14 protein-coding genes and 1 tRNA gene are annotated in these 13,274 nt (G+C 70.2%); 8 read left to right on the top strand and 7 right to left on the bottom strand.

Annotation, left to right across the window (positions count from 1 at the left end):
* Window position 1 precedes the first annotated feature (1 nt).
* Complete coding sequence (locus tag ABDZ92_RS04245; protein WP_125961314.1) at window positions 2-796, top strand: PhzF family phenazine biosynthesis protein; 795 nt, start codon at window positions 2-4, stop codon at window positions 794-796.
* Window positions 797-994: 198 nt separating this feature from the next.
* On the opposite strand, the gene mnmA is transcribed toward ABDZ92_RS04245, so the two are convergent.
* On the bottom strand, window positions 995-2,104 hold the full coding sequence (mnmA, locus tag ABDZ92_RS04240) for a tRNA 2-thiouridine(34) synthase MnmA (RefSeq protein ID WP_125961313.1): 1,110 nt from the start codon (window positions 2,102-2,104) through the stop codon (window positions 995-997).
* A 124-nt stretch (window positions 2,105-2,228) separates the two neighbouring features.
* Between mnmA and ABDZ92_RS04235 the strand changes: the two genes are divergently transcribed.
* The 3 genes from ABDZ92_RS04235 (at window position 2,229) to ABDZ92_RS04225 (ending at window position 4,260) form a co-directional block, all read left to right on the top strand.
* Window positions 2,229-2,474 (top strand): hypothetical protein, encoded by a 246-nt coding sequence (locus ABDZ92_RS04235; protein ID WP_206432219.1) that lies wholly within the window; start codon window positions 2,229-2,231, stop codon window positions 2,472-2,474.
* An 86-nt stretch (window positions 2,475-2,560) separates the two neighbouring features.
* Window positions 2,561-2,860, top strand: a complete 300-nt coding sequence (gene sciP, locus ABDZ92_RS04230) for a CtrA inhibitor SciP (RefSeq protein ID WP_125961312.1) — start codon at window positions 2,561-2,563, stop codon at window positions 2,858-2,860.
* Window positions 2,861-2,970: 110 nt separating this feature from the next.
* Window positions 2,971-4,260, top strand: coding sequence for an adenylosuccinate synthase (locus ABDZ92_RS04225; RefSeq protein ID WP_125961311.1), 1,290 nt, complete (start codon window positions 2,971-2,973; stop codon window positions 4,258-4,260).
* Window positions 4,261-4,534: 274 nt separating this feature from the next.
* On the opposite strand, the gene ABDZ92_RS04220 is transcribed toward ABDZ92_RS04225, so the two are convergent.
* From ABDZ92_RS04220 to ABDZ92_RS04205, 4 genes are all read right to left on the bottom strand, one after another.
* Window positions 4,535-5,443: a prephenate/arogenate dehydrogenase family protein gene (locus ABDZ92_RS04220; protein ID WP_125961310.1), complete on the bottom strand. Its 909-nt coding sequence runs from the start codon at window positions 5,441-5,443 to the stop codon at window positions 4,535-4,537.
* On the bottom strand, window positions 5,443-6,534 hold the full coding sequence (gene hisC / locus ABDZ92_RS04215) for a histidinol-phosphate transaminase (protein ID WP_125961309.1): 1,092 nt from the start codon (window positions 6,532-6,534) through the stop codon (window positions 5,443-5,445). The genes ABDZ92_RS04220 and hisC overlap by 1 nt, the downstream gene beginning before the upstream one ends.
* A 364-nt stretch (window positions 6,535-6,898) precedes the next feature.
* Window positions 6,899-7,579: an RlmE family RNA methyltransferase gene (locus tag ABDZ92_RS04210; RefSeq protein ID WP_125961308.1), complete on the bottom strand. Its 681-nt coding sequence runs from the start codon at window positions 7,577-7,579 to the stop codon at window positions 6,899-6,901.
* Window positions 7,576-8,619 carry a Ppx/GppA phosphatase family protein gene (locus ABDZ92_RS04205; RefSeq protein ID WP_204991306.1) on the bottom strand — a complete coding sequence of 348 codons (1,044 nt, stop codon included), beginning with the start codon at window positions 8,617-8,619 and terminating at the stop codon, window positions 7,576-7,578. Before ABDZ92_RS04205 ends, ABDZ92_RS04210 begins: the two co-directional genes overlap by 4 nt.
* A 250-nt stretch (window positions 8,620-8,869) precedes the next feature.
* Between ABDZ92_RS04205 and ABDZ92_RS04200 the strand changes: the two genes are divergently transcribed.
* A tRNA-Gln gene (locus ABDZ92_RS04200) sits at window positions 8,870-8,943 on the top strand.
* 114 nt (window positions 8,944-9,057) lie between these two features.
* Window positions 9,058-9,927, top strand: coding sequence for an SGNH/GDSL hydrolase family protein (locus ABDZ92_RS04195; protein WP_125961307.1), 870 nt, complete (start codon window positions 9,058-9,060; stop codon window positions 9,925-9,927).
* Between the two features lie 4 nt (window positions 9,928-9,931).
* On the opposite strand, the gene ABDZ92_RS04190 is transcribed toward ABDZ92_RS04195, so the two are convergent.
* Entirely contained in the window at window positions 9,932-10,489 is a 558-nt protein-coding gene (locus ABDZ92_RS04190) for a hypothetical protein (RefSeq protein ID WP_125961306.1), read from the bottom strand.
* Between the two features lie 64 nt (window positions 10,490-10,553).
* Here ABDZ92_RS04190 and ABDZ92_RS04185 point away from each other — a divergent pair, with 64 nt between their 5' ends.
* Both ABDZ92_RS04185 and ABDZ92_RS04180 read left to right on the top strand, forming a co-directional pair.
* Window positions 10,554-11,225, top strand: coding sequence for a glutathione S-transferase family protein (locus tag ABDZ92_RS04185; protein WP_125961305.1), 672 nt, complete (start codon window positions 10,554-10,556; stop codon window positions 11,223-11,225).
* 258 nt (window positions 11,226-11,483) lie between these two features.
* Window positions 11,484-12,335, top strand: coding sequence for a glucose 1-dehydrogenase (locus tag ABDZ92_RS04180; RefSeq protein ID WP_125961304.1), 852 nt, complete (start codon window positions 11,484-11,486; stop codon window positions 12,333-12,335).
* Between the two features lie 104 nt (window positions 12,336-12,439).
* On the opposite strand, the gene ABDZ92_RS04175 is transcribed toward ABDZ92_RS04180, so the two are convergent.
* Window positions 12,440-13,057 carry a YbhB/YbcL family Raf kinase inhibitor-like protein gene (locus ABDZ92_RS04175; protein ID WP_125961303.1) on the bottom strand — a complete coding sequence of 206 codons (618 nt, stop codon included), beginning with the start codon at window positions 13,055-13,057 and terminating at the stop codon, window positions 12,440-12,442.
* Window positions 13,058-13,274 lie beyond the last annotated feature (217 nt).

The following is a 13,274-nucleotide window of genomic DNA, read 5'->3' as shown; positions in this document are numbered from 1 at the left end:
CATGCGGGTACCCTTCACGCAGGTCGACGCGTTCGCCGATGCGGCCTTCGGCGGCAATCCGGCGGCGGTGCTCCAGCTCGACGCCTGGCCCGAGGACGCGGTGCTCCAGCAGGTCGCGGCCGAGAACAACCTGTCGGAGACCGCCTTCCTGGTGCCCGACGCGAGCGGCGAGGCCGACCGCGAGCTGCGCTGGTTCACCCCCACGGAGGAGGTGATGCTGTGCGGCCATGCGACGCTGGCGAGCGGCCACACGCTGCTGTCGGCCGATCCCGCACTGGAGCGGGTGCGGTTCCGCACGCGCCGTGCCGGGGTGCTGGAGGTGGCGCGCGACGGGGACGGCTATGCGATGGTGCTGCCCGCCTGGACGCCCGAGCCGAAGCCGCTGCCGGAGATCGTCGCGGCACTGGGCTGTGCGGTCGAGGAGACGCTGTGGCACGCCAACGGCTATGCGCTGGCGGTGGTGGCGCATGCCGAGACGGTCGAGCAGCTCCAGCCCGATCCCGCCGGGTTGATGGTGGAAGGCGAGGCGATCGTGATCGTCACGGCACCGGGCCGCGACACCGACGTGATCAGCCGGGTGTTCGCGCCGGGCTGCGGGATCGCCGAGGACCCGGTGACGGGCTCCGCCCATGCGGTGATGGCGCAGTATTGGACGCAGCGGCTGGGGCGCGACCGCTTCACCGCCTATCAGGCGAGCGCGCGCGGCGGGCGGCTGAACGTGCGGCTGGATGGGGAGCGCGCGGTCCTGGGCGGGCGCTGCGTCACGGTGATCGAGGGAAGCTTCCTGCTGCCGTGAGGGTGGGCGGGCTGAGGGTATTGTGCCCTTCCTTCCCCGTTCGTGCCGAGTAGACCGAGTAGCTGCGCCAGCAACGTATCGAGGGCTCGTATCGAGGTACGGTTCCGAGCGCCAACCTGTCTCTCGATACGCGGCTGCGCCGCTACTCGATGGCTACCCGGGATAAACGGTGTTGGTGGGGAGAGCGCTAAGACTCCGTCAGGCCGCCAGCGCCATCGCCGACTCGGTTGCCGCGATCCAGCCGCCGCCGAGCACGCGGTCGCCGGCGTAGAGCACCGCCGCCTGGCCGGGTGCCACGCCATATTCCGGAGCCTCGAACACCAGCCGGTCGCCCTCTAGCCGCGCGGGCACGGGCTTGGCCATCGAGCGGACCTTGGCGGTGAGCGGCTGGCCGCGGTCGCCGCCCAGCCAGTTGATGTCGGCGAGGCGCGCAGCGCCCACCGCCAACGCGATGCGCGGACCGACCACCAAACGCCGGTTCTCCGGCTCCAGCCGGACGACATAGAGCGGCTCGGGTTGGCCGCCGATCTCGATGCCGCGGCGCTGGCCGACGGTGAAGCCGACGAGGCCCGTGTGGCGGCCGAGGACGCGGCCTTCCAGGTCGACGATCTCGCCGCCGGCGTCGGCGCCCGGGCGCAGCTTGCGGACCAGCCCGGCATAGTCGCCGTCGGGCACGAAGCAGATGTCCTGGCTGTCGGGCTTGGCCGCGACGCCCAGGCCCATCTCCGCGGCGATCTCCCGCACCCGCGCCTTGGGCATGCCGCCCAGCGGGAAACGAATGAAATCGAGCTGCGCGCGGGTGGTGGCGAACAGGAAGTAGCTCTGGTCGCGCGCTGGATCGACGGCGCGGTGGAGCTCGGCACCCTCGCTCCCCAGCACGCGGCGGACATAGTGGCCGGTCGCCAGGCAATCGGCGCCCAGATCGCGGGCGAGCGCCAGCAGGTCGGTGAACTTCGGGCCCATGTTGCACTTCACGCACGGGATCGGCGTGCGGCCGGCGAGATATTCGTCGGCGAAGTCGTCGATCACGTTCTCGCGGAAGCTGGTCTCGTGATCGAAGACATAGTGGGCGATGCCCAGGCTGTCGCACACCGCGCGTGCGTCGCGGATGTCGCGGCCGGCGCAGCAACTGCCCGCCCGGCCGACGGCGGCGCCATGGTCGTAGAGCTGGAGCGTGACGCCGATCGTCTCCGCGCCCGTGCGCGCGGCCAGTGCGGCCACCACCGAGCTGTCGACGCCGCCGGACATGGCGACGACGATGCGGCGTGCGCGCACCGGGGACTCGAGCTGGAAATCGCCTTCGATCATGGGCGGCCACATAGGAGGCGCGACGAGCGGATGCAAAAAGCAGGACGGAAGGGAGCCGCTTTTACGGGCTGTTTAGCATCTTTCCCTAGACCGGACGGCTACCGAACGGTTGGAAGGAGCCTCGTTGGACCTGAGTTTCGCCCGATTGGAGCGCGGCATTGCGGTCACCGCCCTGCCCGTCGATCTGGCCGTGCTGCTTGCGGGGGCAAGCGCGCGCCAGGCGGCAAGCGCCACCGCCCGGGTGCAGGCAAAGGTCGCCATGGCACGGGCAAGCGAAGGCTTGCTGTCGCCGCGCCACGGGGCCTTCCATCCGGCGGTGGCGGAAGCGCTGCGGCCGCCGCGGGTGGCGGCAGGGGAAGGGGCGGGATGAAGGGAATCTTTACCCGCCAGGCATAACAGGGATCAGAACCGGGAGTCGGTCGTGTTGGGGCAGGCCGGCGCCCCTAGAGGTAGAAGATGATCGAGAACCAGAAGATCCGTCCCGCAAAGGTGATCGGGCCGCTCGGCGAGCCGCTGACGCTCGACTCGCTGCCGCCGCCCGATACGACGCGGTGGGTCGTCCGGCGCAAGGCGGAGGTGGTCGCGGCGGTGAACGGCGGGCTGCTGACCATCGACGAGGTCTGCAGCCGCTACAGGCTTTCGCCCGAGGAGTTCGCCAGCTGGCAGCGCGCGATCGACCGGTCCGGCATGCCGGGGCTGCGCGTGACTCGTATCCAGCATTACCGCTCGCTCTACGAGCGCCAGCAGAAATACTGATCGGGCTGCGTCCCGGCTGCCCGCTGCGCCGCGCGTGTCCTCTACGGGTGGACGCGGACGCCCCCGCGCTTTAGGGCGGCCCCGCTTTTCACGCATATAAAGGAACTGGCGTGGCGAACGTGGCGGTAATCGGCGCTCAATGGGGCGACGAGGGCAAGGGCAAGATCGTCGATTGGCTGGCGGAGCGTGCCGATGTGGTGGTGCGCTTCCAGGGCGGGCACAACGCCGGCCATACGCTGGTGGTCGACGGCAAGACCTACAAGCTGTCGCTGCTGCCGTCGGGCATCGTGCGCGGCACGCCGTCCGTCATCGGCAACGGCGTGGTGCTGGACCCCTGGGCGCTTCGCGACGAAGTGGCGCGGCTGCGCGAGCAGGGCGTGGAGGTTACCCCCGACACGCTGCGCATCGCCGACAATTGCACGCTGATCCTGCCGTTCCACCGCGACCTCGACGGGCTGCGCGAGGATGCGAGCGGCGCCGGCAAGATCGGCACCACCCGCCGCGGCATCGGTCCGGCGTACGAGGACAAGGTCGGCCGCCGTGCGCTGCGCGTGTGCGACCTGGCGCATCTCGATTCGCTCGATCCGCAGCTCGATCGCCTGTCCGCCCACCACGACGCGCTGCGCGCGGGCTTCGGCGAGCCGCCGATCGACCGCGCCGCGCTGCTCGAGCAGCTGCGCGAGATCGCGGGCTTCGTGCTGCCGTTCGCACGGCCGGTGTGGCGCGACCTCAACGAGGCGCGCACCCGCGGCCGTCGCATCCTGTTCGAAGGCGCGCAGGGCGTGCTGCTCGACATCGATCACGGCACCTATCCGTTCGTCACCTCGTCCAACACCATCGCCGGCACGGCGGCGGGCGGTTCGGGCCTGGGTCCGGGCGCGGTCGGCTTCGTGCTGGGGATCGCCAAGGCCTATACCACCCGCGTCGGTTCGGGCCCGTTCCCGACCGAGCTGGAGGACGAGACCGGCCAGCGGCTGGGCGAGCGCGGGCATGAGTTCGGCACGGTCACGGGCCGCAAGCGCCGCTGTGGCTGGTTCGACGCGGTGCTGGTGCGCCAGTCGGTCGCGGTGTCCGGCGTGACCGGCATCGCGCTGACCAAGCTCGACGTGCTCGACGGGTTCGAGGAGATCTCGATCTGCACGGGCTACAAGCTCGGCAACGAGACGCTCGACTATTATCCCGCCCACGCCGCCGACCAGGCGAAGGTGGAGCCGATCTACGAGACGATGCCGGGCTGGCAGGAGTCGACGGCGGGTGCGCGCAGCTGGGCCGAGCTTCCGGCGCAGGCGATCAAGTACATCCGCCGCGTCGAGGAGCTGATCCAGTGCCCGGTGGCGCTGGTGTCGACCAGCCCCGAGCGCGAGGACACGATCCTGGTGCGGGATCCGTTCGCGGACTGAGGCGTACTTGCGCCCCGGCGGAGGCCGGGGTCCAGTTGGGAAGGCGGTGGTGGGCCGCGGCACACCCGCCGTGCTGACTCAAGAAGCAGGCCCGTTCGCCCCTTCACCGTATCCCCGCGCAGGCGGGGATCCAGGGCCAAGCAGAGCAACGGCGATCATGCGCGGAACCCTGGGCTCCTGCCTTCGCAGGAGCACGGCGAGGATATGCTCCATCACGGCCTGCTGCCCAACTGGGCCCCGGCCTTCGCCGGGGTACGGTGGTGGGTGAGCCCCCCTATTCGTGGCTGCGGCCGAAGTCGGCGCGGGCGTCGTCCTGGCCTTGCTCGACGATCGAGCGGCGGATCGCGCGGGTGCGGGTGAAGCGGTCGAACAGCTCGTCGCCCTGGCCCCAGCGGATCGCGCGCTGCAGCGCCGACAGATCCTCCGAGAAGCGCTGGAGCATGTCGAGCACCGCCTCGCGGTTGTTGAGGAACACGTCGCGCCACATCGTCGGATCGGACGCGGCGATGCGGGTGAAGTCGCGGAAGCCGCCTGCCGAATATTTGATCACCTCGCTCTGGGTCACTTCCTCCAGGTCCGAGGCGGTGCCGACGATGGTGTAGGCGATCAGGTGCGGCAGGTGGCTGGTGACCGCGAGCACGCGGTCGTGGTGCTCGGGCGCCATCTGCTCGATGTCGGCGCCCAGCCGGCGCCAGAATTCGGCGACGCGCTCGACGGCGACGGGGTCGGCGTCCTCGGCCGGCGTCAGGATGCACCAGCGGTTGCGGAACAGCGTCGCAAACCCCGCGTCCGGCCCCGAGCGTTCGGTGCCGGCGACCGGGTGGGCGGGGACGACGGCGACGCCGGGAAGCGCCTCCGCCAGCGCCTGGGCGACGCTCGCCTTGCTCGATCCGACGTCGGTGACGATCACGCCTTCGGGCAGGTCGGGCGCGAGCTCTGCCGCGACGGCGCCGATCGCGCCGACCGGCACGCACAGCACGACCAGCTCGGCATCGAGCACGGCGGCGCCGGGATGGTCGGCGACGTCGTCGACGAGGTTCAGCGCACGGGCGGTCTCGCGCACCTGGGGGTCGGCGTCGTGGCCGGTGAGGCGGACGCCCGGCATCGCCTCGCGCACCGCGCGCGCGACCGACGAGCCGATCAGCCCCAGGCCGATCACGGCGACGCGGGCGAACGGCAGCATCAGCCGACGATCCCCCGCAGCGCCTCGGCTAGGCCGCGCATCTGCTCTTCGGTGCCGATGGTGATGCGCAGGCCGTTCGCGAGGCCCTGGCCCGGCAGCCAGCGGGTGATGTAGCCGGCGTCCATCAGCCCCTTGTAGGCGGTTTCCGCCGAAACCGGCCCCTCGAACAGGACGAGGAGGAAGTTGGTTTCGGACGGCACCGCGCGCAGGCCGGCGTTGCCGAGGGCTGCGACCTCGCCCGCCAGCCACTCGCGCCACTGGCGGTTGTGGGCGCGGCTGCGCTCGACGAAGCCGGTATCGCCGACGGCGGCGATCGCCGCCATCTGGCCTGCGGTGGTGACGTTGAAGGGGGCGCGGATGCGGTGCATCGCGTCGATCGCCGCGGCCGAGCCATAGCCCCAGCCGATCCGCTCGGCGGCAAGGCCGTGGATCTTGGAGAAGGTGCGGGTGACGAACACGTTGTCATGCGCCTCGACCAGCTGGAGGCCGAGATCGTCGTCCTCCGGCTCCAGATATTCGGCATAGGCCTGGTCGAGCACCAGAAGCACATGCGACGGGAGTCCTGCGTGCAGGCGCGCGATCTCGGCGGCGGGCGCGAAGGTGCCGGTCGGGTTGTTGGGGTTGGCGACATAGACCAGCGTGGTGCGATCGGTCACCGCGGCCAGGATCGCGTCGACGTCGGTGGCATAGTCGCGGTCGAGCGCCACCACCGGGGTGGCCCCCACGCGGCGGATCGCGATGTCGTAGACCGCAAAGCCGTAGCGAACATAGATCGCCTCGTCGCCCGGGCCGGCATAGGCGCCGGCGGCCAGGTGCAGCAGCTCGTCCGAGCCGGTGCCGTAGATGATGCGTGCAGGGTCCAGGCCGTGGGCGGCGGCGAGTGCTTCGCGCAATGCGGTGGCGCTCGGGTCGGGATAGCGTTCCAGGCTTGCGTTGGCTGCCGCGAACGCCGCCTTCGCCTCGGGCGAGGTGCCGAGCGGGTTCTCGTTGGCCGAGAGCTTCACGACCGGCCGGCCGCCGTCGTTGGTCGCGCGGCCCGGGATGTAGGGCGCGATGTCGAGGACCCAGGGCTTGGGAGCGGGAGCGTTCATGCGCCGGGGAGTGGCGCAACGCCTCGCCGAAGGCAAGGCATGGGCGGAGGCGTGGAAACACGGAGGGGTGGTGAGCTCGTCCTTCAGTTCCTGATCCCGCAGGCGCAGCGGGGTAGGGCCGACCTGTACCTCGACGAACGCGGGACATCTGCGAAACCCTGACAGTGCTCCTGCGGAGGCAGGAGCCCAGGGTTCCAAGCACCGCAAGTCGTTGGTCTGCTTGGCCCTGGATTCCTGCCTGCGCAGGAATACGGGTGTGACCAGAGGATGGCGGCGCCCGTTTCGCAGAAGGCGCGGCCTTCGCCGGGGTACGATGCCCAGCTGGCAGTGGAGAGGCCCCCCTCGCGGCGGGCCTGCCGTGCGCCTACTCCTCCGGCTCCACCTTCGCGCGGCCCTTGAAGCCTTGGGCGATCACATACCATTCCGACGAACCCTTGCGGCTCGCCGGCGGCTTGGCGTGCTTCACGGTCTGGAAGTTGCGCTTGAGCTCGGCGATCAGGGCATTGTCCGCGCCGCCGGCCAGCGACTTGGCGACGAACGCGCCGCCGGGGCGCAGCACTTCGCAGGCGAACATCACGCCCGCCTCCACCAGCGCCATGGTGCGCAGGTGATCGGTCTGGGGATGGCCGACGGTGTTGGCCGCCATGTCCGACATCACCAGGTCCGCCTCGCCGCCCAGCGCCTCGCGCAGGAGGTCGGGCGCGGTTTCGTGGAGGAAGTCGAGCTGGAAGATCGTGACGCCGTCGATCGGATCGACGGGCAAGAGGTCGATGCCGGCGATGGCGGCCGAGGGCGCGAGCTTGCGCACCACCTGCGACCAGCCGCCCGGCGCGATGCCGAGGTCGACCACGCGCTTGACGCCGCGCAACAGGTGGAAGCGCTCGTTGAGCTCCAGCAGCTTGAAGGCGGCGCGGCTGCGATAGCCTTCGGCCTTGGCGCGCTTGACGTAGGGATCGTTCAACTGGCGTTCGAGCCAGCGGGTCGATTGCGCGGTGCGGCCGCGGGCGGTGCGGACGCGCTGGCGCCCCGGAGGTGCGCCCCTCATGCGTAGCGCCCCTGCATCAGGCGGCGCAAAATCCCCTCGCGGATGCCGCGATCGGCGATGCCGAGGCGCTCGGCCGGCCACAGGTCCAGGATCGCCTCCAGGATGGCGCAGCCGGCCACCACCAGATCGGCGCGCTCGGGCCCGATGCAGGGCACCTTGGCGCGGCCGGAGAGCTCCAGCCCGGCGAGCCGGCGGCTGACCTGGCGCATGGCGTCGGCCGGCACGATCAGCCCGTCGATCGCCGAGCGATCATAGCTGTCGAGCCCGAGGTGGACGCTGGCAAGCGTGGTCACGGTGCCGCTGGTGCCGAGCAGCCGGCGCTGGCCGGTGACCTCGGGCAGGCGCGCGGCAAAGGGTGCGAAGCTTTCGGACACGCAGGCGCGCATCGCGTCGAACGCGCCGCTGGCAATCGGCGCGGCGCGGCCGGCGCCCAGGCTTTCGGTCAGCGACACCACGCCCCAGGGGGTGCTGTGCCAGTCCACGACCCGGGGGACCGGCCCCGCGGTGTCGAGCAGGACCAGTTCGGTCGAGCCCCCGCCGATGTCGAACACCAGCGCGGGGCCGTCGCCCGGCTCCAGCAGCGCATGGCAGCCGAGCACGGCGAGGCGGGCCTCCTCCTCGGCCGAGATCACGTCCAGAAAGATACCGGTCTCCTCATGTACGCGCCGGATGAAGTCGGCGCCGTTGGTCGCGCGCCGGCACGCCTCGGTCGCGACGGCGCGCGACAGGGTGACGTTGCGGCGGCGCAGCTTGTCGGCGCAGATCCGGAGCGCGGCGATGGTGCGTTCGATCGCGGCTTCGCTCAGCCGGCCGGTCGCCGCAAGCCCTTCGCCGAGTCGCACGATTCGCGAAAAGGCATCGACGACCGCGAAGCCCGATCCTTGCGGCCGCGCGATCAGCAGCCGGCAGTTGTTGGTGCCGAGGTCCAGCGCCGCGAAATGGCGTGCCTTGGCAAAGCGCGATTGCGCTGGTGCATGTGGTCCCGAACGGGCGGGGGCGACGCCCCGCCGGTGCGGCAACCGGGCGGTCGATTCCCCCATGCCGTCACTTTCTTCTTATGTTCTGTTCCGTCACGGCGGAGATCCGCCGCTCGGTGCTTGACGGAAAAGCTAGCGGAACCTTCTGGCAACGGCAAGGCGAGGCTGGAACCGGAACGGCGGCGACGGCGAGTTCCGCGACGGGGCGCCCGCTGGGGTCGCCGGAGCGTGCGCGGCGCGTCGATCGCGCATCCGCGTGAAAACAGGCTTGACCGCGCCGCGCGCGCCCCCTAACAGCGCGCCCTCACGACGTTGCCCTGTCGTCTAATGGTAAGACTACGGACTCTGACTCCGTCAATCGTGGTTCGAATCCACGCGGGGCATCCACTCTCCCACATCGCCGGATCTTTTCTCCCGCCTTGTGCGAAGGCGGTTGCAGTTGCGCGCCGAATGCCGATGAAGCGGCGGGCGGCCGGAGAGGCGGCGCATCGGGAGAGACGCATGAAGTTCGCACGCTGGATCGGAATCGTGGCGGCAACGCTGCTGGCGGGGACGGCGCCTGCGGGCGCGGAGACGATCCTGTTCGTCGGCAACAGCTTCACCTTCGGCGCCAACTCGCCCGCGTGGAAATATCGTCCCGACACGGTCACCGATTTGAACGGCGAGGGGCTGGGCGGCGTGCCGGCGCTGTTCAAGCGCTTCGCGGACCAGGCCGGGCTCGACTATCAGGTGTCGCTGGAGACGGCCGGGGGCCGCACGCTCAACTGGCACTGGCAGAACCGGCGCGACCGGCTGGACCGCGCCTGGGACCATGTGGTGCTGCAGGAATACAGCACCCTCGATCCGGAGAAGCCGGGCGATCCCGCCGGGCTGGTGGAGGGCGTGCGGCGCCTGTCCGCGCTGTTCGCGGCGCGCAATCCCAAGGTGGACCTGCGGCTGATGGCGACCTGGTCGCGGCCGGACCTGGTGTTCCAGAAGCCCAGCCCGTGGAAGGGCAAGCCGATCGAGACCATGGGACGCGACCTGCGCCGCGCGTACGACCGGGCAGCGACGGTGCGGCCGGGCACGCGGGTGCTGCCGGTGGGCGAGGGTTTCAACTGCGCGATCGCGCGCGGGGTGGCGGATGCGAACCCCTATGACGGCATCGCTTACAACCAGGCGCCGCTCTGGTCCTACGACCAGTATCACGCGAGCGTGTACGGCTATTATCTGGAGGCGCTGATCGTGTTCGCCGAGATCACCGGCCGCGATCCGCGGACGCTGGGCCGCGACGAGGCTTCGGCGATCGAACTCGGCATCGGCAGCGACATGGCCGCGCGGTTGCAGGCGGTGGCGTGGGAGGCGACGCGGCCGAACACCACCTGCCGCTGAGGCGTCAGCCGATCCGCGCCTGCTTGCGCTGGCGGACGGCGAGCCAGCCGAAGGCGGCGTAGACGCCCAGCGCCGGCCAGCCGCCGTCGGTGACGAACAGATAGGCGATGCCAATCGCGGCGCTGCTCGCCAGTAGCGCCGCCAGCCACCTGGGCGGGAACTCGCGCGCCAGCAGCATTCCGCCGGCGATGGTGAGCGCGAGCGCGTTGGCGGCGAGCCAGAGGTAGGAGGCGGTGGCGCCGATCGAGCCGGCGAACGGCAGCTTCACCGTCGCATAGCCGGTCATGGCGTTGGGAAAGGTGTCGGCCGCGACGTGCAGGCCGATGCCGAGCGCGAGCCCCGCCGCCGCGGCTCGCCAGCGAGGCGGCCCGAGCAGCAGCAGGGCCGGCAGCAGCGGCCCGTGGGTGAGGATGCTGCGGTGGACCAGGCCCAGCGAGAGGTCGAGGTCGGGCAATGTCGTGCCCGACAGGCAGGCGAGCAGCACCGCGCCGGCGCAGGCGGCACGGTGGCGCGACACTTCCGCCAGCAGGATCGCCCCTGCAAGCCACAGCACTGCCGTCATTCTCTATGCCTGTCCTGCATCAAGCCCCTTCCGCCCGCGTGCCCGCCCGCCTAACAGCAAAGCCATGTGGCAGCTCCTGCAATTCCCGCTGTGTCCCTTTTCGCGCAAGGTCCGCCTGCTCTTGTCGGAAAAGGGCGTCGGTTATGAACCCGTGCGCGAGTCGCCCTGGGCGCGCCGCGACGAGTTCCTCGACCTGAACCCTGCCGGGCAGACGCCGGTGATGGTGGATGTCGAGCGCGGCGTCACGCTGATCGATTCGATGGCGATCTGCGAATATTTCGAGGAGACGGTCGACAAGGCGGCGATGCTGAACGGCACCGCGGCCGACCGGGCGGAGATCCGCCGGCTCGTCACCTGGTTCGACACGCATTTCTTCCGCGAGATCACCGGGCCGCTGCTGCTGGAGCGGATGGAGAAGCGCATCGTCCATCGCCTGCCGCCCGACACGCGCGCGCTGCGCGACGCGATGAAGGCGGCGGTCGAGCATCTCGACTACATCGACTATCTGCTCGACCACCGCGCTTGGCTGGGCGGGGCGACGATGAGCCTGGCCGATCTGGCGGCCGCGGCGCAGATCTCTGTCGCGGACTATCTGGGCGGGATCGACTGGAAGACGCACACGACGGCCAAGCGCTGGTACGTGGGCATGAAGAGCCGCCCGAGCTTCCGCCCGCTGCTTGCCGAGCGGATGGAGGGCGTGGCGCCGCCGCCGGATTACGAAAAGCTCGACCTGTAGGGTCGCCCGACGTTCAGAACGAGCGTCGAATCCTCACCTTCTTCCGTTCGTCTCGAGTAGCCGTCGAGCTCGTCGAGACGGCGTATCGAGAGACCGGTTGTTGTGGCTCTCTCGATACGGGCTCTCGACGGGCTCGATCCCTACTCGAGACAAACGGGGTGGGCGTAAGGGGCAATCGGGCCGAGGCGACCACGTCGGAACATCGGCTGCGGCCTCCCGTTCTCCGGCTAACCCCCAGAGACGAAAAGGCCTTCCGCGATGAGCGACTTCGACCCGATGATCCATGAGGATGCGCTGCCCGGCCATGAGAGCCGGATGGATGACAAGCCCGACTGGACGCCGCGCTATCCCGGCTCCGGGCGGCTGAAGGACAAGGTGGCGATCGTCACGGGCGCCGACAGCGGCATCGGCCGTGCGGTGGCGGCGCTCTATGCGCGCGAGGGCGCGGACGTCGCGATCGTTTATCTGTGCGAGCATGACGATGCCGAGAAGACCGCGGAGATCGTGCGGGGCGAGGGCCGGCGCGCGCTCACCATCGCCGGCGACGTCGGCGACAAGGCGTTTTGCGAGCAGGCGGTGGCGCAGGTGATCGCCGAGTTCGGCAAGCTCGACGTACTGGTGAACAATGCCGGCGAGCAGCATGCCGACAAGGAGATCACCGACATCACCGAGGAGCAGCTGCGCCGCACCTTCCAGACCAACATCTTCGGCATGTTCTTCCTGGTGCAGGCGGCGATGCCGCACCTGAAGCCGGGCGCGGCGATCGTGAACTGCACCTCCGTCACCATGTACCAGGGGTCGAAGGAGCTGCTGGACTATTCGTCCACCAAGGGGGCGATCACTGCCTTCACCCGTAGCCTGTCGGAAAACCTGATCGAAAAGGGCATCCGCGTGAACGCGGTGGCGCCGGGGCCGATCTGGACGCCGCTCAATCCCTCGGGCGGCGCGACGCCGGAGAAGCTGGAGAGCTTTGGCGAATCGACGCCGATGGGTCGGCGCGGCGAGCCCAATGAGGTGGCGCCGTCCTTCCTGTTCCTGGCGTGCGAGGATGCGAGCTACATGTCGGGGCAGGTGCTGCACCCGAACGGCGGTACGATCGTCAACGGGTAAGCGCGTCCGCCCGTGCTCCCGCGAAAGCGGGAGCCCAGGGTTACACGCGCTGCCGTGTGTTCTGGTTGGCCCTGGGTCCCCGCCTGCGCGGGGACACGTGGGGTTCAGGCGGGCACCGCGCTTCCGACCGGGCCGATGTCGGCGGGTTCGTCGCGCGAATAGGTGGCGGTCAGCAGGCCGGCGGCGAGCACGCGGCCGGCCATGGCATGGACGACGGCGCCACGGCCGGGAGTGGGATCGAGATCCTCGCCCGGCCCGAGCGCGAACAGCTGGAAGACATAGCGATGCTCGCCATGGCCGCTCGGTGGATCGGGCGGCAGCCAGCCTTCACGCAGATAGCTGTTGCGGCCGACGTCGCTGCCGTCGAGCGCGCCGTCGCCATCCGCCTGGATCGCACCCTCGCGCAGCTGGTCGGTCGAGGGCGGCATGCCCCAGACGATCGCGTGCACCAGCGGCTGGGCGGCGGGGGCGTCGGGATCCTCCACCACCAGCGCGAGCGACTCGGTGCCGGCCGGGACGCCCGTCCAGTAGAGCGGCGGCGACACGCCGGTGCCGTCGGCGGTGAAGCGTTCCGGCAGCCGCGCGCCATCGGCAAAGGCCGGGCTCGCGAGGTTCAGCGCGGCGAAGTCGCCGAGCGCCGGGTCCACGATGGTGAGCTTGCTCGCCCCGGCGCGCACGTCGTGCAGGAGCGCACCGAGCCAGCGTGGTAGATGTTCGAGCATCCCAGTTCCTCTTGCTGCTTTCCGTCCTGGAGAACCGCTGAGCGGCGGCTTGGCTCCCCGGCACACCCTAAGGGTCGTTGCGGAGACGGAACAAGGGGCGGGCGCAAAGACGGGTTCGCGTCAGGCGATGCCGCCGGTGAAGGGCACGCTGGTCGCGACGATCACCGTGGCGGTGGTGACGAAGGATGCGAGCGCGATGAAAAAGGGGCGCATGGCA

The sequence above is a fragment of the Sphingomonas molluscorum genome (assembly GCF_039522995.1).
In the GTDB taxonomy this organism is placed as follows: Bacteria; Pseudomonadota; Alphaproteobacteria; order Sphingomonadales; family Sphingomonadaceae; genus Sphingomonas; species Sphingomonas molluscorum.
Note: the sequence above shows the minus strand (reverse complement) of the source record. Positions and strands in the feature narration are given on the sequence as shown.